Source organism: Pseudomonas sp. JS425, assembly GCF_018223845.1.
In the GTDB taxonomy this organism is placed as follows: Bacteria; Pseudomonadota; Gammaproteobacteria; order Pseudomonadales; family Pseudomonadaceae; genus Aquipseudomonas; species Aquipseudomonas asiatica.
The window spans coordinates 295424-318586 of record NZ_CP073661.1; the positions used below are offsets into that span (position 1 = coordinate 295424).

At 62.7% G+C, this 23163-nt stretch carries 21 protein-coding genes; 9 read left to right on the plus strand and 12 right to left on the minus strand.

Annotated elements, in window-relative coordinates:
- Nucleotide 1: 1 nt before the first annotated feature.
- The 8 genes from KDB76_RS01295 to tcyJ form a co-directional block, all read right to left on the minus strand.
- On the minus strand, nucleotides 2-802 hold the full coding sequence (locus KDB76_RS01295) for a MetQ/NlpA family ABC transporter substrate-binding protein (RefSeq protein WP_013970430.1): 801 nt from the start codon (nucleotides 800-802) through the stop codon (nucleotides 2-4).
- A complete protein-coding gene (locus KDB76_RS01300; RefSeq protein WP_013970431.1) occupies nucleotides 795-2186 on the minus strand; it encodes an LLM class flavin-dependent oxidoreductase in 1392 nt (463 codons plus the stop codon). The genes KDB76_RS01295 and KDB76_RS01300 overlap by 8 nt, the downstream gene beginning before the upstream one ends.
- On the minus strand, nucleotides 2186-3367 hold the full coding sequence (locus KDB76_RS01305) for an SfnB family sulfur acquisition oxidoreductase (RefSeq protein WP_013970432.1): 1182 nt from the start codon (nucleotides 3365-3367) through the stop codon (nucleotides 2186-2188). The genes KDB76_RS01300 and KDB76_RS01305 overlap by 1 nt, the downstream gene beginning before the upstream one ends.
- Before the next feature lie 151 nt (nucleotides 3368-3518).
- Complete coding sequence (locus KDB76_RS01310) at nucleotides 3519-4760, minus strand: SfnB family sulfur acquisition oxidoreductase (RefSeq protein ID WP_013970433.1); 1242 nt, start codon at nucleotides 4758-4760, stop codon at nucleotides 3519-3521.
- Nucleotides 4761-5079: 319 nt separating this feature from the next.
- Nucleotides 5080-6027: an IS110 family transposase gene (locus tag KDB76_RS01315; protein ID WP_038408539.1), complete on the minus strand. Its 948-nt coding sequence runs from the start codon at nucleotides 6025-6027 to the stop codon at nucleotides 5080-5082.
- A 238-nt stretch (nucleotides 6028-6265) separates the two neighbouring features.
- The gene (tcyN, locus tag KDB76_RS01320) at nucleotides 6266-7024 is read right to left on the minus strand and encodes an L-cystine ABC transporter ATP-binding protein TcyN (RefSeq protein ID WP_013970435.1); all 759 of its coding nucleotides are present in this window, start codon (nucleotides 7022-7024) and stop codon (nucleotides 6266-6268) included.
- Nucleotides 7025-7026: 2 nt separating this feature from the next.
- Nucleotides 7027-7695 carry a cystine ABC transporter permease gene (gene tcyL, locus KDB76_RS01325; RefSeq protein ID WP_013970436.1) on the minus strand — a complete coding sequence of 223 codons (669 nt, stop codon included), beginning with the start codon at nucleotides 7693-7695 and terminating at the stop codon, nucleotides 7027-7029.
- Complete coding sequence (gene tcyJ, locus KDB76_RS01330) at nucleotides 7692-8486, minus strand: cystine ABC transporter substrate-binding protein (RefSeq protein WP_013970437.1); 795 nt, start codon at nucleotides 8484-8486, stop codon at nucleotides 7692-7694. The genes tcyL and tcyJ overlap by 4 nt, the downstream gene beginning before the upstream one ends.
- Before the next feature lie 390 nt (nucleotides 8487-8876).
- On the opposite strand from tcyJ, the gene epsC reads away from it, so the two are divergent.
- Both epsC and betT read left to right on the plus strand, forming a co-directional pair.
- A complete protein-coding gene (gene epsC / locus KDB76_RS01335) occupies nucleotides 8877-9809 on the plus strand; it encodes a serine O-acetyltransferase EpsC (RefSeq protein WP_013970438.1) in 933 nt (310 codons plus the stop codon).
- Between the two features lie 322 nt (nucleotides 9810-10131).
- Nucleotides 10132-12093 (plus strand): choline transporter BetT, encoded by a 1962-nt coding sequence (gene betT, locus KDB76_RS01340; protein ID WP_164842874.1) that lies wholly within the window; start codon nucleotides 10132-10134, stop codon nucleotides 12091-12093.
- Between the two features lie 126 nt (nucleotides 12094-12219).
- On the opposite strand, the gene tauD is transcribed toward betT, so the two are convergent.
- Genes tauD through tauA form a run of 4 tightly spaced genes read right to left on the minus strand, consistent with a single transcriptional unit; the run spans nucleotide 12220 to nucleotide 15725 of the window.
- Entirely contained in the window at nucleotides 12220-13053 is an 834-nt protein-coding gene (gene tauD / locus KDB76_RS01345) for a taurine dioxygenase (protein ID WP_015268590.1), read from the minus strand.
- 48 nt (nucleotides 13054-13101) lie between these two features.
- Nucleotides 13102-13941 (minus strand): taurine ABC transporter permease TauC, encoded by an 840-nt coding sequence (tauC, locus tag KDB76_RS01350; RefSeq protein ID WP_013970441.1) that lies wholly within the window; start codon nucleotides 13939-13941, stop codon nucleotides 13102-13104.
- Nucleotides 13938-14726 (minus strand): taurine ABC transporter ATP-binding subunit, encoded by a 789-nt coding sequence (gene tauB / locus KDB76_RS01355; RefSeq protein WP_013970442.1) that lies wholly within the window; start codon nucleotides 14724-14726, stop codon nucleotides 13938-13940. Before tauB ends, tauC begins: the two co-directional genes overlap by 4 nt.
- A 27-nt stretch (nucleotides 14727-14753) precedes the next feature.
- Nucleotides 14754-15725, minus strand: coding sequence for a taurine ABC transporter substrate-binding protein (gene tauA / locus KDB76_RS01360; protein ID WP_013970443.1), 972 nt, complete (start codon nucleotides 15723-15725; stop codon nucleotides 14754-14756).
- Between the two features lie 508 nt (nucleotides 15726-16233).
- On the opposite strand from tauA, the gene KDB76_RS01365 reads away from it, so the two are divergent.
- The 7 genes from KDB76_RS01365 (at nucleotide 16234) to ssuB (ending at nucleotide 23129) form a co-directional block, all read left to right on the plus strand.
- Entirely contained in the window at nucleotides 16234-17568 is a 1335-nt protein-coding gene (locus tag KDB76_RS01365; protein WP_013970444.1) for an OprD family porin, read from the plus strand.
- 165 nt (nucleotides 17569-17733) lie between these two features.
- Nucleotides 17734-18372 carry a peroxiredoxin gene (locus KDB76_RS01370; protein WP_013970445.1) on the plus strand — a complete coding sequence of 213 codons (639 nt, stop codon included), beginning with the start codon at nucleotides 17734-17736 and terminating at the stop codon, nucleotides 18370-18372.
- Nucleotides 18373-18660: 288 nt separating this feature from the next.
- Nucleotides 18661-19254: an NADPH-dependent FMN reductase gene (gene ssuE / locus KDB76_RS01375; RefSeq protein WP_024087992.1), complete on the plus strand. Its 594-nt coding sequence runs from the start codon at nucleotides 18661-18663 to the stop codon at nucleotides 19252-19254.
- An 84-nt stretch (nucleotides 19255-19338) separates the two neighbouring features.
- On the plus strand, nucleotides 19339-20304 hold the full coding sequence (locus KDB76_RS01380; RefSeq protein WP_023660886.1) for a sulfonate ABC transporter substrate-binding protein: 966 nt from the start codon (nucleotides 19339-19341) through the stop codon (nucleotides 20302-20304).
- Between the two features lie 59 nt (nucleotides 20305-20363).
- Complete coding sequence (gene ssuD / locus KDB76_RS01385) at nucleotides 20364-21512, plus strand: FMNH2-dependent alkanesulfonate monooxygenase (RefSeq protein WP_038408541.1); 1149 nt, start codon at nucleotides 20364-20366, stop codon at nucleotides 21510-21512.
- Nucleotides 21513-21522: 10 nt separating this feature from the next.
- A complete protein-coding gene (gene ssuC / locus KDB76_RS01390) occupies nucleotides 21523-22320 on the plus strand; it encodes an aliphatic sulfonate ABC transporter permease SsuC (protein WP_013970449.1) in 798 nt (265 codons plus the stop codon).
- The gene (ssuB, locus tag KDB76_RS01395; protein WP_013970450.1) at nucleotides 22317-23129 is read left to right on the plus strand and encodes an aliphatic sulfonates ABC transporter ATP-binding protein; all 813 of its coding nucleotides are present in this window, start codon (nucleotides 22317-22319) and stop codon (nucleotides 23127-23129) included. Before ssuC ends, ssuB begins: the two co-directional genes overlap by 4 nt.
- Nucleotides 23130-23163 lie beyond the last annotated feature (34 nt).

The window sequence follows — 23163 nt, forward strand, 5'->3', positions numbered from 1 at the left end:
GTCAGCCCTCCCAACCGGCCTGGTAGAGGTTGCCGTGGGCTTTGTCCAAGGCTGCGCGCACCACTGGCGAGTGCTGGTAGATGTCGACGAACTTGGCCAGGCGTGGGTCGTCCTTGCTTTGCGGTCGAATGACGAACTGGATCACGTATTCCTTGTTCTCCAGGCCGTCGAACAGCAGTGCGGAGCCGGCGTCGAAGCTGTTGGCCAGGCGGATGTAGGCCGGGTAGCCCTGCACCAGGTCGGCGTCGTCATAGGCGCGAACCAGCTGTACGGCCTCGACCTGAAGGATCTTCAGTTTTTTCGGGTTGGCGACGATATCGTCCTCGGTGGCCTTGTAGCCGACCCCCGGCTTGAGAGTGATCAGCCCGGCCTTGGCCAGCAGCTGCAGGCCACGGCCGCTGTTGATCGGGTCGTTGGCGATGACCACGCTGGCGCCTTCGGGCAGGTCGGCGAAGCTCTTGTACTTTTTCGAGTACAGGCCGACGTTGTTGATGATGCCCGGGGCGTAGGGCACCAGGTTGAAGCCCGCAGCCGCCTTGGCGTTTTCCAGGAACGGGATGTGCTGGAAGTAGTTCACATCGATGTCGCCGCTGTTGAGGCTGACATTGGGTGCGATCCAGTCGCTGAACTCGACCAGCTTCACTTCCAGGCCTTGCTTGTGCGCTTCTTCCACTGCGGCTTCCAGCGGGATGGCAAAGGCCGAGGTGGTGCCGATCTTCAGCGGTTCGGCAGCCAGCGCGCTGGCGGACAGGCCGAGGGTGAGGGCAATGGCCGCGACGGGCCGGAACAGTTTATCAAGCATGGTGCAGGGCTCCAGTCGGGGCAGGGGTAGAGGTAAAGCGGTAAGCCGAGCCAGGGTGGTCGGCGGGCAAATGCGGGTGGTCGGCCTGGAACAGTTTCTCGCGCAGGGTGCCTTCGGCGTAGGCGGTCTTGTAGCGGCCACGCTGTTGCAACTGCGGGATGACCAGGTCGATGAAGTCCTCGAAGCTTTCCGGGGTTACGGTGCGGGTCAGGTTGAAACCGTCCAGGCCGGTTTCATCGACCCAGGCGATCAGCTGTTCGGCCACCTGCTCGGGCGCGCCGACCAGGGTCACGTAACGGCCACCCAGGGCGTGCTGCTGCAGCAGGCGCCGTCGGGTCCAGGCGTTGTCCTGCAACTGGCGCGTGGCCGACTGGATGGCGTTGCCCTGGCTGAAGGCAATCGGCTCGTCCAGGGCGTAGGCGGCGAAGTCGATGCCGGTGGACGCTGCGAAGTGCGCGACCCCGGCCTCGGCGCTGGCATGGCGCAGGTACTCGGCATGCTTGGCCTGGGCCTGCTGCTCGGTGGCGGCGACAATCACCGTGATGCCCATGAACACCTTGACCGCTTGCGGGTCGCGGCCAGCGGCTTGGGCGGCGGCGCGCACCTTGTCGACCTGGGCGCGGGTGGCGGCCTTGTCCTGGCCACTGATGAACACGCATTCGGCATGGTTGCCGGCGAAGGCCAGGCCACGCTGCGAGCTGCCGGCCTGGAACAGTACCGGAGTACGTTGCGGCGAGGGCTCGGACAAGTGGTAGCCGTCGACCTTGTAGAACTCGCCCTGGTGGTTGACCTTGCGCACCCTGTCGGGCCTGGCATAGACGCGCTGCTGGCGGTCGGCGACCACGGCATCGTCAGCCCAGCTGCCTTCCAGCAGCTTGTACAGCACCTGCAGGTACTCGTCGGCCTGGTCGTAGCGGCGGTCATGCTCGGGTTGCTGCGCTAGGCCCATGGCCCGGGCGGCGCTGTCGAGGTAGCCGGTGACGATGTTCCAGCCCACCCGGCCATGGCTCAGGTGGTCCAGGGTGGAAAGGCGCCGGGCGAACAGGTACGGCGCTTCGTAGGTGAGGTTGGCGGTAAGGCCGAAGCCCAGGTGGCGGGTGACGGCGGCCATGGCCGAGACCAGCAGCAGCGGGTCGTTGACCGGCATCTGGATCGACTCCTTGAGGGTGACGTCCAGCGACTGGCCGTAGATGTCGTAGGTGCCGACGATGTCGGCGATGAAAAGCCCGTCGAACAAGCCGCGCTCCAGCAGCCGCGCCAGACTGGTCCAGTAGTCCAGGGTCTTGTACTGGGTCGAGGTGTCCCGTGGGTGGGTCCACAGGCCGTGGTTGATGTGCCCGATGCAGTTCATGTTGAAAGCATTGAGCAGGATCTGCTTGGCCATCAGATGGTCCCCCGGCGTGGTGGGTTGGCATCATTGAGGTAGTAGTTGCCGATGGCGTGGTACTTCCAGCGCACCGGGTCGTGCAGGGTGTGCACGCGGGCGTTGCGCCAGTGGCGGTCAAGGTTGTGTTCGGCCAGTGTGGCCTGGCTGCCGCCCAGTTCGAACAGGGTGGTGCCGGCCGCGAGGGAAATCTCGGTGCTGATGGCGCGGGCCTCGGCCACCGCGATGGACGCGGCGGCCACGTTTTCGGCAGTGCTGTCGTCGCGGGCGCGGTCCAGATATTCGCCCGCGCGCTCCAGCAAGGCTTCGGCGGCGTGCAGACGGATCGCCAGATGGCCGAAACTCTTCAGCGTCAGCGGGTCATCGCTGGCCTTGTCCAGGCCGGAGTCGACCCAGGGGCGGCTGCGGGTGCGCACGAAGTGCAGGGCATCTTCGTATGCGGCGCGGGCGATGCCGGTATCGATGGCGGCATGAAGGATCTGCGCCAGCGGGCCGACCGGGGTGGGGCGTTCGAAGGCGCTCTGGAACGGCACCACGTCGGCGGCACTGACATACACGTTATCGAACACCACCGAGCCGCTGCCGGTGGTGCGCTGGCCGAAGCCGCTCCAGTCGTCGATCACCTGCAGGCCCTGGCTGTCGGCCGGGACGAAGGCCAGGTGCTGCACGCCCTGTTCATCGACCACCGAGGTGGGAATGCGCTGGGCGTAGATGGCGCCGGTGGAGTAGAACTTGCGGCCGTTGATGCGAAAACCATCGCCGTCGCGGGACAGGCGCGTGGTGCGGTCGTTGGCGGTCTTGGTGCCCAGTTCGGCCAGGGCGTTGCCGAAGCGGTTGCCCGCCAGTACTTCGGCGTACAAGCGCTGTTGCTGTTCGGGTGTGCCGTTTACCCGCAGCACTTCCAGGCCGTAGAAATGGTTTTGCGGGATCTGCCCTAGCGAGCCGTCGGCCTGGGCGATGCGGGCGATTACCTTGGCCAGGGTGATGTTGGACACGCCGGCGCCGCCGAAGGCCTTGGGTACGCTGATGGCCCACAGGCCGGAGCGAGTGAACAGTTCCAGTTCGGCGTGCGGCAGACGGCGCTCGCGGTCGCGCAGGGCGCTGTCGCGGCGCAGGTGTCGGGCGACTTCTTCGGCGACGTTCAGGGCCTGGGTGTCGCTGGTGATGATTGCTGTCGTCATATTGCTCTCCGGGACCCTAGGGGCCGCTTCGCGCCCCAATCGCCGGCAAGCCAGCTCCCACATGGACCGCACAGGTCTTGAAGGCAGTGCAGGAACTGTGGGAGCTGGCTTGCCGGCGATTGGGCTGCAAAGCAGCCCCAAGGCCCTCAAGTCAGATCCAGGAATGCCGTGCAGGCAAGGTGCCGTTGAGGTGGTAAGCGCCAACCGCGTGGTACTTCCAGCGCACCGGGTCATGCAGGGTGTGCACCCGGGCATTGCGCCAGTGGCGGTCGAGGTTGAACTCGGCGAGGGTGGCGCGGCTACCGGCCAGCTCGAACAGCTTTTCGCTGGCCTGCAGGGCAATCTCGGTGGTCAGTACCTTGGCCTCGGCCACAGCGATCGAGGCCCGCGCTGCGCTTGCTGCATCGATCGGCTCGGCGTTGACCTCGTCGAGGACCCGCGCGGCCTTGCGCAGCAGGGCTTCGGCGGCGTGCAGCTCGAGCTTCAGGCGGCCGATGTCGGCGATTACGTAAGGGTCGTCGCTGGCGCGGTCGACCTTGGCTTCGATCCATGGCCGGGCCTTTTCGCGCACGAAGCTGATGGCGTCCTTGATCGCTGCTTCGGCAATGCCAGCATCGATCGCCGCCTGGATCAGCTGCGAGGCAGCGCCCTGGATGTTGGGAATGTCGCGCTGGCGCCAGTTGTCGATCACCAGGTCGGCATCCACCGGGACCTGGTCGAGCAGCACGGTGCCGCTTGCAGTGGTGCGCTGCCCGAAACCGGACCAGTCATCGACGATGCGCAGCCCCGGGCTGCCTCGGCGGACGAATGCCAGGCGCTGGCGACCTTTGTCGTCCAGTGCCTTGACCGCAACCCAGTGGGCGAACAGGGCGCCGGTGGAATAGAACTTCTCGCCGCTGATGCGATAGCTGTCGCCGACGCGGGTGATCCTGGCCTTGAGGGTCAGGGTGTCCTTGGTGCTGCGTTCGGGGCCGGCATTGCCGATGCGCCAGCCATCGAGCACGCTGCGGAAGATCACCGCCTGCTGCGCCTCGGTGGCAGTCAGGCGCAGCAGTTGCAGCATGCCGAACTGGTTCTGCGGGATTTGCCCCAGGGCCGGGTCGGCGGCGCTGATGAGGCGGAACACTTCAGCCACGGTCTCGAATGACACCTCCGGGCCGCCATGTGCCTTGGGTACGCAGATGCTGCCAAGCCCGCTGCGGGTGAACAGTTCGATCTCGGCCCATGGCAGTTTGCGTTGCTGGTCGCGGCGGGCGGCCTGCTCGCGGGCGACCTCGGCCAGTTCGCGGGCTGCTTGCAAGGCTTCGGCGTCGTTGCGTAGAACCTTGGCCGGCAGCAGCAGGGGCGAGCTGTCGAGATCGCTGTGGAATTGGGTATCGGGTTGGCTGGACATCAGTACCGCTCCTTGGCTGCACTCAATGCCCTGGCGTTCCGCACTGGGGTGATCGTGATCCTGACCATTCCTGACCTCGCAAATGAATTGTGTCGCTAACAGCTGATCGCGACAGATGTGTGCTGGTCCGGTGGTCCGGTTTATATACCCTAATGCTTTATAAAAAGTTTATGAACTAACTCTTTGGAATATATATAGAAGGAGGGATTTGCTGTGGATGTACTGGCCCTATCGCCGGCAAGCCAGCTCCCACAGGACGCCACAGGTTTTGATTACTGTGGGGTATCTGTGGGAGATTCTATGGTTTTAGGGAAGTTTTTTAAGCGGCTTTTGACCGATACTCATCTCCGCTTTTCAGTAGGGCAAATACTACTCGCGCCAATTTGCGTGCGAGCATGACAAGCGATGCTGTCGTGCTAAAACCACGTGCCAGGCGCTCTTCGTAGTACGATTTCCATACTGCCGTGCGGCATGCCGACATGGCTGCGTTGTGAAGGAGGCGTCGAGCTTCGGGGTCTCCTCGCTTCGTGAGCTTGGATTGCCCTTTTTTCTGCCCCGACTGCGCAATCCTCAGATCCATACCCAAAAAGGCGATAAACGCATCACCCCCGCTGAAGTTGCCACGCTGAAACGTCGCAGTCAGGCGTGCAGCCGTTAGAAAACCAATCCCCTCGACCTTCATGCAGCGCTTTACCTGAGGCATCAGTCCGGCCTTTTCCAGCAGACCCTTGATCATCTTCTCCACCAGCAGCTCAAGCCGCTGCATCGCACGCAGATGTGTCTTGAAGGCGGCTCTAAGTAGCGGTTCATTAGCCCATCCCTGAGACAGGCTGGTTCGTGCCTGGACCAGTCCCGCACGTCGCCGAAACAGGCTCAGAAGTTGTCGATAGATAGCCGGTGGCGGCGCCCAAGGCGTAAGGTCCTGTCCTTCGTTCTTCAGATAGCGGGCCAACAGCTGGGCATCAATTGCATCTGTCTTAGCGCGTACGTTGACGCCTTTGCGGTAATGGCTCAGGGCGTAACCATCTACCACGTAGATCGTATGCCCAAACTCAAAGGCCAGATCCGTAAACAGAACGTGATAGATGTTGGTCGCCTCGATGGCCACGGACATCGCACCCGAGAGGCCTTTGAGCCATTTCTTAATAGCTGCTTTGGTATTGGGGATTGCTATGAGCTCTGCTGATTCATCGTCCCAGATGACCAGTTCCGCTTTGGCCACATCCACGCCAATCAGCCGCTTTGAATCAGCAACCACCATTGCCATGAGCAACTCTCCTCGATAGTGTTGAAGCACTTGAAGGGTCACCCAGAGGCGCTGGCTTGTGTCTTTCGTCGGTCTGAGCCCGGAAGCATTCTTTATCGGCGCTTGGGTGAAAAGGGAGGAGGGGCGAGATCTCCCACGGTCTGTACTGCGCTAACAGTCAGAAGCTGGCTTTGTCCCTCCTCCTCCCTTCAAGTCTAACCATACAAGCTGGCTTGCCGGCGATAGGGCCAGTGCAGGTTTACTCGGAGGCAGCAGTCCCCAGGAACTTGCGCAAGAACTGCCGGGTACGCTCTTCCTTCGGCGCCGCAAACAGCGCCTTGGCCTCGCCCTGTTCCACGATCACGCCCTTGTCGAAGAAGATCACCCGGTTCGCCACATCCCGGGCAAAGCTCATCTCGTGGGTAACGATGATCATTGTGCGCTTCTCCTCGGCCAGGCCGCGGATGGTCGCCAGCACTTCACCCACCAGTTCGGGGTCCAGCGCCGAGGTCGGCTCGTCGAACAGGATCACCTCCGGCTCCATTGCCAAGGCGCGGGCGATGGCCACCCGTTGTTGCTGGCCACCGGACAGGCGCCGCGGGTAGGCGTCTTCCTTGCCGGCCAGGCCGACCTTGGCCAGCAGGCGCCGGCCCAGTTCGATCGCCTGCTCGCGGGGTGTCTTCTTGACGATCACCGGCCCCTCGATCACGTTTTCCAGGGCGGTGCGATGAGGGAACAGGTTGAAGTTCTGGAACACGAACCCGGCCTGCTGGCGCAAGCGGCGAATCGCACTTTGCTGCCCACCCAGCGGGCGGTTGGCGTCGATGCTGATATCGCCGATCTGAATCTGCCCGGCATCGGGTGTTTCCAGCAGGTTCAGGCAACGCAGGAAGGTTGTCTTGCCCGAGCCGCTGGGGCCGATGATGGCCACCACTTCGCCGGGTTGTACGGTCAGGTCGATACCGTTGAGCACGGTCTGGCCTTTGAACCGCTTGGTCAGGCCTTTGACTTCAATCATGCTCAATGCTCCTGGTCATGCTGGTTGACTCGCGCTTCCATGCGGTTCTGGAAGTGCGCGAGGATGCTGCACAACACCCAGTAGATGACCGCTACCGCCACGTACATAGTGAACACTTCGAAGGTGCGTGCGGTGATCAGCTGGGCCTGGCGGAACAGCTCGGGCACCTGGATGGTTGCCGCCAGGGCAGTGTCCTTGACCAGCGAGATGAAGCTGTTGCCCAACGGCGGCAGTGCGGTGCGCAAGGCCTGGGGCAGGATCGCCCGGCGCATGGCCTGGACGCGGGTCATGCCGATACTGGCGGCGGCTTCCCACTGGCCATGGTCGATCGAGGAAATCGCCGCGCGCAGGATTTCGCAGATGTAGGCGGCCATGTTCAGCGACAGGCCGATCAGCGAAGCCGGGATCGGGTCGAGTTCGATGCCGATCTGCGGCATGCCGAAGTAGATGACGAACAGCTGCACCAGCAGCGGCGTGCCGCGGAAGAACGACACGTAGACCCGCGCCAGCCAGTTCAGGGGCAATATCTTCGACAACCGCATCAGTGCCAGGGCAAAGCCCAGCACCAGGCCGAAGAACATGCCGCCAACACTGAGCAGCACTGTATAGCCCGCGCCCTTCAGCAGGAAGGGCGCGGAGTCGACAACGAGTTGCAGGCTTTCAGCGATCATTTGGTGACATCGGCACCGAAGTATTTCTCGGACAGCTTGGCCAGCGTGCCGTCAGCCTTGAGCTTGTCCAGCGCCTTGTTGATCGCTGCCAGCAGTTCCGGCTCGCCCTTGCGCAGGGCCACGCCGCTTTCCAGGCGCGAGAAGGCATCGCCGGCCAGTTCGGTGTCCTTGGCTTTTTGCGCGTATTCCAGCGCGGCCAGGCGGTCGATCAGGATGGCGTCGATACGGCCGTTGCGCAGGTCGGCGAACTTGCTCGGGTCGTCTTCATAGGTGCGCACATCGGCTTGTGGCACGTCCTTCTTGACCCATTGCTCGTAGTTGGTGCCCAGGCCTACACCGACCTTCTTGCCTGCCAGGTCTGCGGCCTTGTGGATGTTCAGCTGCTCGGCCTTCTTCTTCAGGATCAGCGCCTGGATGCCGGAGATGGTGTAAGGCTCGGAGAAGTCATACTTCTTCTTGCGCTCTTCGGAAATGGTCACCTGGTTGATCACCACGTCCAGGCGCTTGGATTCCAGTGCGGCGAGGATGCCGTCCCACTTGGTCGGCTGCACCTTGGCATTTACCCCCAGCTCCTTGGCCAGCAGCTCGGACAGTTCCACTTCGAAGCCGGTCAGCTTGCCGTTTTCGTCCTGGAAGCTGAACGGTGGGTAGGTGCCTTCGAGGCCGACGTTGATCACGCCTTTTTCCTGGATGGTCTTCAGCTGCTCGCCAGCGAAGGCCTGACTGAGCAGGCCGGCACCCAGCAGGAGTGCCAGGCTGGCGTTGAGTAGCGGTTTGGCGAATTTCGACATTTCAGAGCCCCGCGCTTGTTGTGTAAGTAGTGGGTGGCGACTATAGGGTCGGCTGCTTAGGCCAGGAAATACTAAAAAATTATTTTGTTATTTCCTTTTGGTTTTTGCCAGGTGCTGGCTGCATTGAGGGTAGGCGAGGTTGCCTGCTCCGTCATCGCGGCTTATGCCTGACTTAGCGCAGGATGGAATAAAGCGTTGTTTTTTCCAAGGGATGGATTTGCCGTAGAGTGAATTGCATGTAGGCAGGTCCGGCCTCTTCGCGGGTAAACCCGCTCCTACAGAGACCGCACAGGCATCGAAACCTGTGCAGTCCCTGTAGGAGCGGGTTTACCCGCGAAGAGGCCTGGCCTGGCGATAAAAATAGTTGGCCTCTTCAGGCAGGAGAAAACCGTGAGCGAACAACCTTCATCCGGGCACTGGCAGTTGCAGAGCATCGTCACCGGCCTGCGCGGCGCCCGTGAACAATGGCGCACCCGCAATGGCCGCAGCAGCGGCGAGCAGGGCGGGCGTGAGCTGCCTTCGCGCGAAGCGATGCGGCACATCCTGGAGCAACTGTGCGGCGCACTGTTCCCCATGCGCCTTGGCCCGGTCGACCTGCGCGAAGAAAGCGAAGACTTCTACGTCGGCCATACGCTGGATGCCGCCCTGACCGCCTTGCTGGCCCAGGCCCGCCTGGAGCTGCGCTACGCCGCACGACAACGCAAGGGCGAACTGGCCGGCGTCGATGCCCATGCGCTGAGCCTGGTGCAGGGATTCGCCGCCGCCCTGCCGGGGCTGCGCGTGCTGCTGGACACAGACGTGCTGGCCGCCTATCACGGCGACCCGGCTGCGCGCAGTGTCGATGAAGTGCTGCTGTGCTACCCGGGCATCCTGGCGATCATCCACCATCGCCTGGCGCACCATCTGTACCAGGCCGGCCTGCCGCTGCTGGCGCGGATCAGCTCGGAGCTGGCGCATTCGGCCACTGGGATCGATATTCACCCCGGGGCGCAGATCGGCCCGAGCTTCTTCATCGACCACGGTACCGGCGTGGTGATCGGCGAAACCGCGATCATCGGCGAGCGTGTGCGCATCTACCAGGCGGTGACCCTGGGCGCCAAGCGCTTCCCCAGCGATGAATCGGGCACCCTGCACAAGGGCCTGCCACGCCACCCGATCGTCGAGGACGATGTGGTGATCTATGCGGGGGCCACGGTGCTGGGGCGGATCACCATCGGCAAAGGCTCGACCATTGGCGGTAATGTGTGGCTGACCCGCAGTGTGCCGGCCGAAAGCAACATTACCCAGGCCAACCTGCAGCTGGATTGCCAGGACAAGAACTGATCTGGCATTTCATTGGCCTGTACCGGCCACTTCGCGGGTAAACCCGTTCCCACAGATTCTGCATCTTGTGCAGTACCTGTAGGAGCGGGTTTACCCGCGAAAGGGCCGGAACATGAGGGCACCAATCAGCGCCCCAATTCGCATTGAAATCCGATCCATGTTTAACTTGAACGCTTGTTCAATGAAAAAACGCTGGTCCGCTGCCGGTGTTCAACAGGAGGATTCCTTTGCTGAACCCGTTCATTCCGAGCCTTACGTCATTCGACGAGGTGCGCCCCCAATGAGTGCACCGACCCCTTCCCTTGCCAATGGCAAGATCCGCATGAACCCCCCGGTGTTCTATTTCGCGGCAAGTTTCATCCTCATCTTCGGCCTCGTGGTCATTTCCTATCCGCAAGCAGCAGGCGACTGGTTGCTGGCGGCGCAGAACTGGGCGGCCAACACGGTCGGCTGGTACTACATGCTGGCGATGACGCTGTATCTGGTCTTCGTGGTGGTCACCGCCTTGTCCGGCTACGGCAAGATCAAGCTCGGTGCCGACCACGACGAACCCGAGTTCAGCTACCTGTCGTGGGCCGGCATGCTGTTCGCCGCCGGCATCAGCATCACCTTGTTCTTCTTCTGCGTGTCCGAACCCCTGACCCACATGCTGCAGCCGCCCCAGGGCGAAGCGGGCACGGCCGAGGCCGGGCGTCAGGCGATGCAGATCCTGTTTCTGCACTGGGGCCTGCATGGCTGGGGGGTGTTCGCCTTCGTCGGCATGGCCCTGGCCTACTTCGCCTATCGGCACAACCTGCCGCTGGCCTTGCGATCGGCGTTGTACCCGCTGATCGGCAAGCGCATCAACGGGCCGATCGGTTATGCAGTGGACGGCTTCGGCATCATCGCAACGGTGTTCGGCCTGGGTGCCGATATGGGTTTTGGCGTGCTGCACCTGAACGCCGGCCTCGACTACCTGTTCGGCATCGATCACAGCCAGTGGGTGCAGGTACTGCTCATCACCCTGATGATGGGCGCGGCGGTGGCCGTGGCCGTGGCCGGGGTGGAGAAGGGGGTGCGGGTGATGAGCGACATCAACCTGTTCCTGGCCTGCGCGCTGCTGCTGTTCGTATTGTTCGCCGGGCCTACCCAGCACCTGTTCAACACGCTGATCCAGAACCTCGGCGATTACCTGGGTGCCTTGCCGCGCAAGAGCTTCGACGTTTATGCCTACGGCGAGAACCGCGACTGGCTGGGCGGTTGGACGGTGTTCTACTGGGCCTGGTGGATTGCCTGGGCGCCGTTCGTGGGCCTGTTCATCGCCCGCATCTCCCGTGGCCGCACCATTCGCGAGTTCGTCTTTGGCGTGCTATTGATTCCGCTGGGCTTCACCTTGGCGTGGATGTCGATCTTCGGCAACAGTGCCCTGGACCAAGTCATCAACCACGGCATGACAGCGTTGGGCCAGTCGGCGCTGGATAACCCGTCGATGAGCCTGTACCTGCTGCTGGAGACCTACCCCTGGAGCAAGACGGTGATCGCCGTGACGGTGTTCATCAGCTTTGTGTTCTTCGTCACCTCGGCCGATTCGGGCACCGTGGTGCTGTCGACCTTGTCGGCCAAGGGCGGTGATGCGGACGAGGATGGGCCGAACTGGCTGCGTATCTTCTGGGGGGCGATGACCGCGCTGATCACCAGCGCGCTGCTGTTCGCCGGAAGCATCGACTCGCTGAAGTCGGCGGTGGTGCTGACCTCATTGCCGTTCTCGCTGATCCTGCTGTGCATGATGTGGGGGCTGCACAAGGCGTTCTACCTGGAGTCGCAACGGCAGATCGCGCAGATGCATTCGCTGGCCCCGTTCGCCCAGTCACGCCGCGGCCGTGGCGGCTGGCGCCAGCGCCTGAGCCAGGCGGTGCACTTCCCGTCGCGTGATGAGGTGTACCGCTTCATGGACGACGTGGTGCGCCCGGCAATTGCCGATGTGCGTGAAGTGTTCGAGCAGAAGGGCCTGGTGCTGATTACCCAGGACGACCCGAGCCACGACAACGTCAGCCTGAAGATTGGCCATGGCGAGGAGCAGCCGTTCATTTACCAGGTGCAGATGCGTGGCTATTTCACGCCATCGTTCGCCCTGGCTGGGCTGGGTACCCAGGAGTTGAAGAACCGCCGTTACTACCGGGCGGAGGTGCACCTGAGCGAAGGCAGCCAGAACTATGACCTGGTGGGCTACAGCAAGGAGCAGATCATCAACGACATCCTCGACCAGTACGAAAGGCACATGCAGTTTCTGCATCTGGTCAGGTAATAACCTGTACCGGCCTCTTCGCGGGTAAACCCGCTCCCACAGGTATAACACTGGCTTCAATACCGGTGCGGTACCTGTGGGAGCGGGTTTACCCGCGAAGAGGCCGGCACTGCTGATGCATCTCTATCAGAAGGGCGCATCCCCGAGGATGGTCGCCCGATGCATCACCCGCCGGTTCGGCCGGTAGTCATCCACCGCAAAATGCTGGGTCACGCGGTTGTCCCAGAACGCCACGTCATTCTCCTGCCACCGCCAGCGAATGCTGAACTCCGGCCGCGTCGCATGGGCGAACAGCAGTTTCAACAGTGCCTCGCTTTCCAGTTCGCCCAGCTCATTGATGCGCGTGGTGAACCCCTCATTGACGAACAGCGCCTTGCGCCCGCTCACCGGATGCGTGCGCACCACCGGGTGCGACAGCGGCGGGTTGTTCCGCCGGGTTGCTTCCCAGCGCGCCAGGTCTTCCGGCGTGGTACCAAAGCGCTCCAGCGGGAACGACTTGGTGAAGTCATGGGTGGCTGTCAGCCCGTCGAGCATCTCGCGCAGCGGCGCCGACAAGGCTTCGAAGGCAGCGATGCCGCTGGCCCAAAGGGTGTCGCCGCCGTAGGCCGGCAACTGCTTGGCGCTGAGTACCGCGCCCAGGGCCGGGGTCGGCAGGAAGGTCACATCGGTGTGCCACACGGCGTTGTCGCGCACATCGGTCACCGCCGTGTCGAGGATAAGCACCTGCGGGGTTTCCGGCACGTTGGGGTAGATAGGGTGGATGTGCAGGTCGCCGAAGCGGGCGGCAAACCGCGCCTGCTGCTGCGGGTTGATCGGCTGGTCGCGGAAGAACAGCACCTGGTGCTGCAGCAGTGCCTGCTCGATGGCGTCTCGTTCTTCGACGGTGATATCGCGGCTGATGTCCACGCCGCTGATCTGGGCGCCGAGCGCCGGGCTGAGGGGGGTGATGGTCAGGCTCATGTCGGTCTCTTCAATCAGGCGCCAGGCTGCTGGCGTGGTCAACAGGATTCAGTGGTTCTGCCCGTGCCAAGGCACCAGTTTGCGTTGCAGGGCACGCAGGCTCATTTCCAGTGCGAAGGCGATCAGGGCGATCAGCAAAATCCCCAGCACCACCACATCGGTAACCAGGAACTGCGCCGCCGACTGCACCATGAAGCCCAGGCCGCTGGTGGCGGCGATCAGCTCGGCGGCCACCAGGGTCGACCAGCCAACCCCCAGGCCAATGCGGATGCCGGTGAGGATGTCGGGCAGGGCGCTGGGCAGGATCACGTGGCGGATCAGCTGGGCCTTGGTCGCGCCCAGTGACTGCGCTGCACGCAGTTTGGCCGGGTCGACAGTGCGCACGCCGGTAGCGGTGGCAATGGCGATGGGGGCGAAGATTGCCAGATAGATCAGCAGCACCTTGGACAGCTCGCCGATGCCGCACCAGATGACGATGAGCGGCAGGTAGGCCAGCGGCGGGATCGGCCGGTAGAACTCGATCAGCGGGTCGAGAATGCCGCGGGCCACGCGGTTGTAGCCGATGGCGATACCCACCGGGATGGCGGTGAGGGTGGCGGCAAGGAGGGCCACGCCGATGCGCCCCAGGCTGGCACCCAGGTGCTGCCACAGGCTGGCATCCATATAGCCTTGGGTCAGCAGGGTCCCGGCCTTGGCCAGGATGTCGGCGGGCGAGGGCAGGAATAGCGGCTCGATCCAGCCGACCGCGGTCACCAGCCACCAGGCCAACAGCAGGCTGGCCAGGGTCAGAGTGCTGATCCAGCGGGTGGGCAGGGGGCGGCGCAGCTTGGTGGCTGGCCGGGGTTGGGTATTGCGCTTGCCGGTGACCGGCAGGTCCAGGCTGCTCATGCGCGCTCCTGCAGGCTTTGGCGTTGAGAGAACACCCGCGCAAGTACGTGCTCGCGGGTTTCGATAAAAGCCGGGTCGGACTTGATGGCCCGCGCCGATTCACCCGCTGCGTAGCGCTGGGCGAAGTCCAGTTGCAGGCGCTCCACCACGCGCCCCGGGTTGGGCGCCAGCAGTACCAGTTCACTGGCGAGGAACACGGCTTCTTCGATGTCGTGGGTAATCAGGAACACCGGCTTGGCGGTGCGTTGCCATACCTGCAGCAACAACTCCTGCATCTGCTCGCGGGTGAAGGCATCAAGTGCGCCGAACGGTTCGTCCATCAGCAACACTCGTGGATCGGCTGCCAACGCCCGGGCCAGGCCAACACGCTGCTTCTGGCCACCGGACAATTGCCAGATACGCCGTTCGCCAAAGCCGTCGAGGTCGACCAGGGCCAGCATTTCGCGGGCCTTGGCCTCACGCTCGGCGCGTGGCACGCCGGCCAGTTCCAGGCCGAATGCGACGTTGCCCAGCACGTTCTGCCAGGGCAGCAGCGCATCGTCCTGGAACACTACGCCGCGCTCGGCGCCGGGGCCCTGGACGGGCACGCCGTCCAGGGTGATGCGCCCGCCGCTGGGGGCGACGAAGCCTGCGATGAGGTTGAGCAGCGAGGTCTTGCCACTGCCGGAAGGACCCAGGGCCACCAGCAGTTGGCGCGGCCCCAGGCTCAGGTTGATGTCGGCCAGTACCGGGGTTTCGGCACCGGGGTACTGTGCGCTGATGCGCTCCAGTTCGAGCAAGGCCATGGCAGGCTCCGGTCGGTTTCTACAGGCTTAGTTGGGGAGGTACTTGGCGCTGACGTAGGGCGAGTAGTCCGGCAGCACCGCGTCGACCTTGCCTTGCTGCTTGAGGAAGGTGGCCGTGTCGGTCAGCGCCTGGGTGGTCGATGCACCCAGTGCATTGGCCTGGTCGACGGCAAGTGGGTACACGTTGCCCTGCAGCAGCACCGGGATGTCGGCAGGCTTGGCGCCCGAAAGTTTGGCCAGCTTGCTCACGTTGTCGGGGTTCGCCAGCCAGGCTTGCGGGTTCTTGCGGTAGTCGGCGTAGGCGTCGAGGGTGACCTTGGCGAAGGCCTTGACCACGTCGGGGTGCTTGGCGGCGAAGTCCTTGCGCACGATCCATGCGTCGAAGGTCGGTGCGCCTTTCTCGGCCAGCTCGCCGGAGGTGATCAGCACCTTGCCGTTTTCCTTGGCCACACCCAGGGCCGGGTCCCAGACGTAGGTGGCATCGATGTCGCCGCGCTTCCAGGCGGCAATGATTGCCGGTGGCGCCAGGTTGAGGATCTGCACCTTGGCCGGGTCGATGTTCCAGCTCTTCAGCGCGGCCAGCAGGCTGTAGTGGCCAGTGGAGACGAAAGGCACGGCGACTTTCTTGCCGACCAGGTCTTGCGGAGTCTTGATGCTGTCGCGGGCGACCAGTGCTTCACCGGCGCCAATCTGCGTGGCGATCAGGAAGGTCTCGACCGGCAGCTTGCGGGAGGCTGCGGCGGCCAGCGGGCTGGAGCCCAGGTAGCCGATCTGCACATCGCCGCTGGCTACGGCGGTGATCACGTCGGCGCCGTTATCGAATTTGCGCCAGTCGATGCTGGCCTTGCTGGCTTTTTCGTAATCGCCATCGACCTGCGCCACCTTGGCCGGGTCGACGGTGGTCTGGTAGGCCACGGTCAGGTCAGCAGCCTGGGCCAACCAGCTGGCGCTGGCGAGGGTCAGGGCGGCGAACAGGCGCAGCGGGGCGTGCGGGATCATGGTGAACCTCTCGTCAGGCAATCGGTGTGGTGGATGACGAGAAGGCTAATTGATCTAAGAAATGTAAAATAAATAACTTTTTTGCATTAGCTTAGGAGCCAATGGTTTGAGACGCGTTAACAGGGAAACGCTGTGATTTCGCTCAATGATGAAATCCGAGAGTGCTGCTAGGCTTTTTTGTCCCGATAGAACGATACGGAATTAGGTTATGAGCAAACGTTTGCAAATAACCATTGGTTATGATGAGTGGGCTGCTTCTAACGAATAGCAGTAACAATTCCTAACATATTCCTTAAAAATCTTATCAATTCATAAAACGGTCATTTTGGATTTATAGGATTGTCATTATCCTGTAGCGCAGCTGGCGTCTTAGACCAAAGTCGCGAAACGTTTAGAAACGATTGACTTTACGGTCACCCTTTGGGACTAAATCGCCAATCCACGGTGAGCGGGGCAGCAGATCCCGCCACCAGAGATACACAAGAATTAGAACGTAGAGGAGCAAAACATGTACAAGTCCAGCCTGGCCCTGGCCGTGGCACTGGGGGTTCTCGCCCAACAAGCAGGCGCTGCCGGTTTCGTTGAAGACAGCAAGCTGTCGCTCAGCTCGCGCACCATGTACTTCAACGATGACAACCGCGAAAGCGGTATCGACCAGAAAGAAAGCGGTCAGGGCTTCAAGCTCGACTACCTGTCTGGTTTCACCGAAGGCACCGTAGGTTTTGGTGTCGACGTCCAGGCTTTGTGGGGCATTCACCTGGATGGTGGCCGTGGTAGCCGTCCAGATGCCAACAACACCTTCTTCCCAAGCGACTCCGATGGTTCGGCAGTTCACGACTGGGCACGCATTGGTGGTAACGCCAAGGCTCGCTTCTCCAAGACCGAGGTCCACTACGGTAGCGCCCTGGCGCCTATGCTGCCGATCCTGGTCTCCAACGACGGCCGTCTGCTGCCGCAGACCTTCGAGGGTGGCACCCTCCAGTCGAAGGAAATCGACAACCTGACCCTCAACGCAGGTCAACTGACCCACGCCATGGGTCGTGCTTCGAGCAACCGTACCGGTCTTTCCGTTTCTGGCGCCTTCCGCGACAGCAACAAGTTCCAGTTCGCCGGTGGTGACTACAAGCTCACTCCCGACCTGACCCTGCAGTACTACTACTCGAACCTGGAAGACTTCTACAAGCAGCACTTCCTGGGTGCTACCCACGTCTTCAAGATCGCCGACAACCAGTCGTTCAAGACCGACCTGCGCTACTTCGATAGCCGCAGCGACGGCAAGAATGGCGAGACCGGTTACGCCTTCGACAACAACGGTGGCTACGCGAAGAACACAGGCGAGGTCGACAACAAGACCTGGAGCGCCATGTTCACCTACACCCTGGGTGGCCATGCGCTGATGGTCGGTCACCAGCAGGTAGGTGACGATGGTGGTTTCGTCTGGCTGAACCAAGGTAGTGTCCGCAAGGACGGCTCCACTTCGTCGCTGGAAGGCAATGGCGGCTCGAGCTTCTACCTGTTCACCGACAGCATGATCAACCAGTTCGCTCGTGCCGGTGAGAACACCACCTTCGGTCAGTACTCCTATGACTTCGCGTCCCTGGGCGTTCCAGGCCTGAAGGCTTCGGTGGCCTACCTGCGTGGTGACGACATCCGCAACAAGTCGGGCGACGGCAGCTACAACGAATGGGAACGTGACGCACGCGTCGACTACACCCTGCAGCAAGGCACTCTCAAAGGCCTGGGCTTCAGCCTGCGTCAGGGTGTTTACCGTGGTAGCGGCGAAAGCATCGGGGACAAAGACCAGACTCGCTTCATCGTGAACTACACTTACAACTTCCTGTAAGCCGTAGCTGAACAAGAAGCCTCGCCTAGTGCGAGGCTTTTTTGTGTCTGCAATTTCATGTGTATTTTGGTTATAAACAAATCAGTATTTATTCTTTTTATTTTTAATCGAATGCAGGCACATTGAACCCACACGGTACAGAACCCAGCACAGGAGCCGCAGCCCATGAGCCTAAAACTCGGCGATATCGCCCCCGATTTCGAACAGGATTCCAGCGAAGGCAAGATCCGCTTCCACGAGTGGCTGGGCAACAGCTGGGGGGTGTTGTTCTCTCACCCAGCCGACTTCACCCCGGTGTGCACCACCGAGCTGGGCCTTACCGCCAAGCTAAAGGACGATTTCGCCAAACGTGGGGTCAAGGCCATCGCCCTGTCGGTGGACCCGGTCGATTCGCACCACCGCTGGATCGATGACATCAACGAAACCCAGAACACCGTGGTCAACTTCCCGATCATTGCCGACGCCGACCGCAAGGTGTCCGACCTGTACGACCTGATCCACCCGAACGCCAGCGACACCCTGACCGTGCGCTCGCTGTTTGTCATCGACCCGAACAAGAAGGTGCGCCTGACCATTACCTACCCGGCCAGTACCGGGCGCAACTTCAACGAAATCTTGCGGGTGATCGACTCGCTGCAGCTGACCGACAACCACAAGGTCGCCACGCCAGGTAACTGGCAGGACGGTGACGACGTGGTAATCGTGCCCTCGCTGAAGGACGAGGAAGAGATCAAGCAGCGTTTCCCCAAAGGTTACCGGGCGGTCAAACCCTATCTGCGGCTGACCCCGCAGCCCAATCGTTAAAGGATTCCTCGTTGCATTGCTCTTAGCCAAAGCAGGGATATTCGGGCCGTTTCGACGGCCCTTTTTTATGCCTGCTGAAACTGCGTTGGCTTCTTCGCGGGCATGCCCGCTCCCACAGGAACATTGCAGGACTTGGCTTTGCTACAAAACCTGTGGGAGCGGGCGTGCCCGCGAATAGGCCCTTGAAGATAAAAACAAAAATGGAATAAATAAATGAAGAAATATGATTTCTAGATATATGCGGGGGCTGTTAATGTCACCTCCAACAGAACACAAGGAAGCGCTGCAATGCTGGTCGTCTCAATCGGTGGTAGCCCCAGTACCCGTTCACGCTCCGGCGTGCTGTTGGAGCGTTCTCGCCAGTGGCTGCAGGACCGTGGCGTCGAGGTAGTGACGTTCCAGGTGCGCGACTTTCCCGCCGAAGACCTGCTGCACGCCCGTTTCGACAGCCCGCAGGTGCAGCACTTCCAGCAGCTGGTCGCCCAGGCCGATGGCCTGATCGTCGCCACGCCGGTGTACAAGGCCTCGTTCGCCGGAGCCCTGAAAACCTTGCTCGACCTGCTGCCCGAACGCGCCCTGGCACACAAGATCGTGTTGCCTATCGCCACCGGCGGCAGCATCGCCCACATGCTGGCGGTGGATTACGCACTGAAACCCGTGCTGTCGGCACTCAAGGCGCAAGAGACCCTGCAAGGGATCTTCGCCGACGACAGCCAGGTCGCCTACGCAGAAGGCTCCAGGCCCGCGCAGCTGGTAGCGGCGCTGGAAGAACGCCTGCAGGACGCGCTGGAAACCTTCCACGTTGCACTAGCCCGCCGGCCGCGCCCCGTGGCGCCCGGCGTATTGAACGAACGCCTGATCAGCGCTCGCTGGAGCATCTGACCGGCCCAACCCGCTTCACCACCTTACTCGCCCGACAACGAGGCAAGCAGGTGCAACCCGAACCCACTCGCACAGGAGAGCGCCATGCGCACAGTCTTCTTGCGTCGCGGTCTGGTCGCCCTGTTTGCGGCGGCTGTGTCCTTCGGCGCCATCACCCAAGCCCAGGCCGAGAGCCTGCGTATCGGTTACCAGAAATACGGCACCCTGGTGCTGCTCAAAGCCAAGGGCACGCTGGAAAAGCGCCTGGCCGAGCAGGGCGTGCAGGTGCAATGGACCGAGTTCCCCGGCGGCCCGCAACTGCTTGAGGGGCTGAACGTCGGCTCCATCGATTTTGGCGTCACCGGTGAAACCCCGCCGGTGTTCGCCCAGGCCGCCGGTGCCGACCTGCTGTACGTCGCCTACGAGCCGCCAGCACCGCACAGCGAGGCGATCCTGGTGCCGAATGGCTCGCCGATCCAGTCGGTCAAAGACCTCAAGGGCAAGAAAGTCGCTCTCAACAAAGGCTCCAACGTTCACTACCTGCTGGTTCGCGCCCTGGAAGACGCCGGCCTGAAATACAGCGACATCCAGCCGGTGTACCTGCCCCCGGCCGACGCCCGCGCCGCCTTCGAGCGCGGCAGCGTGGACGCCTGGGTGATTTGGGACCCGTACCAGGCTGCCGCCGAGAAACAGCTTCAGGCTCATGCCCTGCGCGATGGCAAGGGCCTGGTCGACAACCATCAGTTCTACCTGGCCACTCGCAACTACGCGACCCAGCACCCGGCGGTGATCAACACCCTGATCGAAGAAGTGCGTGCCGTAGGTGAATGGTCCCAGGCCAACCCGCAGGAAGTGACCGACCAGGTCGCGCCGCTGCTCGGCCTGCCCGCCGATATCACCCTGACTTCGGTCAAGCGCCAAGGCTACGGTGCCGCGCCGCTCACCCCGGAAGTGGTGGCCGCGCAACAGAAGATCGCCGACACGTTCCAGGCACTGAAGCTGATTCCCAAGCCGCTGAGCATCAAGGACGTGATCTGGACTCCCCCGGCCAAGGTCGCCAGTGCGCCTTGATTGATTCGCCTGCGCCGGGGCGCCGCCCTGGCTGAGCCCCCCTTGAGGAGACAACTCCAATGAGCCTTGACATCTTCTGGTTTCTTCCTACCCACGGTGACGGCAAGTACCTGGGCACCTCCGATGGCGCCCGCGCAGTCGACCATGGCTACCTGCAGCAGATCGCCCAGGCGGCCGACCGGCTCGGCTTTGGTGGCGTGCTGATACCTACCGGGCGCTCCTGCGAGAACTCCTGGCTGGTCGCGGCATCGCTGATCCCGGTGACCCAGCGGCTGAAGTTCCTGGTCGCCCTGCGCCCCGGGATCATTTCGCCGACCGTGGCGGCACGCCAGGCAGCAACCCTTGATCGCCTGTCCAATGGCCGCGCGCTGTTCAACCTGGTGACCGGTGGCGACCCGGACGAGTTGGCCGGTGACGGCCTGCACCTGAACCATCAGGAACGTTATGAAGCCTCTGTAGAGTTCACCCGTATCTGGCGCAAGGTGCTGGAAGGCGAGGTGGTCGACTACGACGGCAAGCACATCCAGGTGAAGGGCGCCAAGCTGCTCTACCCGCCGATCCAGCAACCACGCCCGCCACTGTATTTCGGTGGTTCCTCCGAAGCCGCACAGGACCTGGCCGCCGAGCAGGTCGAGCTGTACCTGACCTGGGGCGAGCCGCCGAGTGCGGTCGCTGAAAAAATCGCCCAGGTGCGTGAGAAAGCCGCTGCTCAGGGCCGCGAAGTGCGCTTCGGCATCCGCCTGCACGTGATCGTGCGGGAAACCAACGAAGAAGCCTGGGCCGCTGCCGACAAGCTCATCTCGCACCTGGACGACGACACCATCGCTCGTGCACAGGCCTCGCTGGCGCGCTTCGACTCGGTCGGCCAGCAACGCATGGCCGCCCTGCACAACGGCAACCGTGACAAATTGGAGGTCAGCCCCAACCTGTGGGCCGGGGTCGGCCTGGTGCGTGGCGGTGCCGGTACCGCGCTGGTGGGGGATGGCCCGACCGTCGCGGCACGCGTCAAGGAATACGCCGAGCTGGGCATCGATACCTTCATCTTCTCCGGCTACCCGCACCTGGAAGAGTCGTACCGGGTGGCCGAGTTGCTGTTCCCGCACCTGGATGTGCAACGCCCGGAGCAAGCCAAGGCCGGCGGCTATGTGAGCCCGTTTGGCGAAATGGTGGCCAACGACATCCTGCCCAAGTCCGTTGCGCAGAGCTGAGGGCCAGGCCATGAGTCGTGCAACTTCCAACAACCTTGGCCAGCGCCTGGCGCCATGGGCGCTGCCGGTACTGCTGCTGGCTGCCTGGCAACTGGCGGTCAGCGCCGGCTGGCTGTCGACGCGCATCCTGCCCGCGCCCAGCGCCGTGGTCAGCGCCGGCGTCGAGCTGGTGCGCAGCGGCGAGATCTGGACCCACCTGGCCATCAGTGGCTGGCGTGCCGGGCTGGGCTTCGTCATCGGTGGCAGCATCGGCCTGGTGCTGGGTTTCATCACCGGCCTGTCGAACTGGAGCGAACGCCTGTTCGACAGCTCGGTGCAGATGATTCGCAACGTGCCGCACCTGGCGCTGATCCCGCTGGTGATCCTGTGGTTCGGTATCGACGAGTCGGCAAAGATCTTCCTGGTGGCGCTGGGCACGCTGTTCCCGATCTACCTGAACACCTATCACGGCATCCGCAACGTCGACCTTGCGCTGGTGGAAATGGCGCGTAGCTATGGCTTGTCCGGCTTCAGCCTGTTCCGCCAGGTGATCCTGCCCGGAGCATTGCCTTCGATCCTGGTAGGCGTGCGCTTTGCCCTGGGCTTCATGTGGCTGACCCTGATCGTTGCCGAAACCATTTCGGCCAATGCCGGCATCGGTTACCTGGCGATGAACGCCCGTGAGTTCCTGCAGACCGACGTGGTAGTGCTGGCCATCGTCCTGTATGCCGTGCTCGGCAAGCTTGCCGACCTCGCAGCCCGGGGCCTGGAGCGTGTGTGGCTGCGCTGGCACCCGGCCTATCAAGTGGCGAAGAAGGAGGGCGCATGACCGTACTCAAGGAACAGCCGCCACGCCTGCTGCGTGGCATCCCGCTGGCTTCCAGCGGCCTGCGCAAGACCTTTGGCCAGCGCGAAGTGCTGAAGGGGATCGAGCTGCATATTCCTGCCGGCCAGTTCGTCGCCATCGTCGGCCGTAGTGGCTGCGGCAAGAGCACCTTGCTGCGCCTGCTGGCCGGTCTCGACCAGCCCACTGCAGGCCAGTTGCTGGCCGGTGCGGCGCCGCTGGAGCAGGCCCGCGAAGAAACCCGCCTGATGTTCCAGGACGCGCGCCTGCTGCCATGGAAGAAGGTGATCGACAACGTTGGCCTGGGCCTGTCTGGCGACTGGCGCCCGCGTGCGCTGGAAGCGTTGGAGTCGGTTGGCCTGGCCGATCGCGCCAATGAATGGCCGGCGGCTCTGTCGGGTGGCCAGAAGCAGCGTGTGGCCCTGGCCCGGGCGCTGATTCACCAGCCGCGCCTGCTGCTGCTGGACGAGCCGCTCGGTGCGCTGGATGCATTGACCCGTATCGAGATGCAGCAACTGATCGAACGCCTGTGGCGTCAGCACGGCTTCACCGTGTTGCTGGTTACCCACGATGTCAGCGAGGCAGTCGCCGTGGCTGACCGGGTGATCCTGATCGAGGACGGCGAAGTCGGGCTCGACCTCACTGTCGACCTGGCACGGCCTCGGGCGCGTGGTTCGCACCGCCTGGCCGCGCTGGAAAGCGAAGTGCTCAACCGTGTTCTGTCGGCCCCGGGCGCTGCGCCCGAGCCGGATCCTGTAGCCCCTTTGCCCACGCAACTGCGTTGGGCGCACTGACTCACTTACCAGACTGAAGCCATAGAGAAGGAAT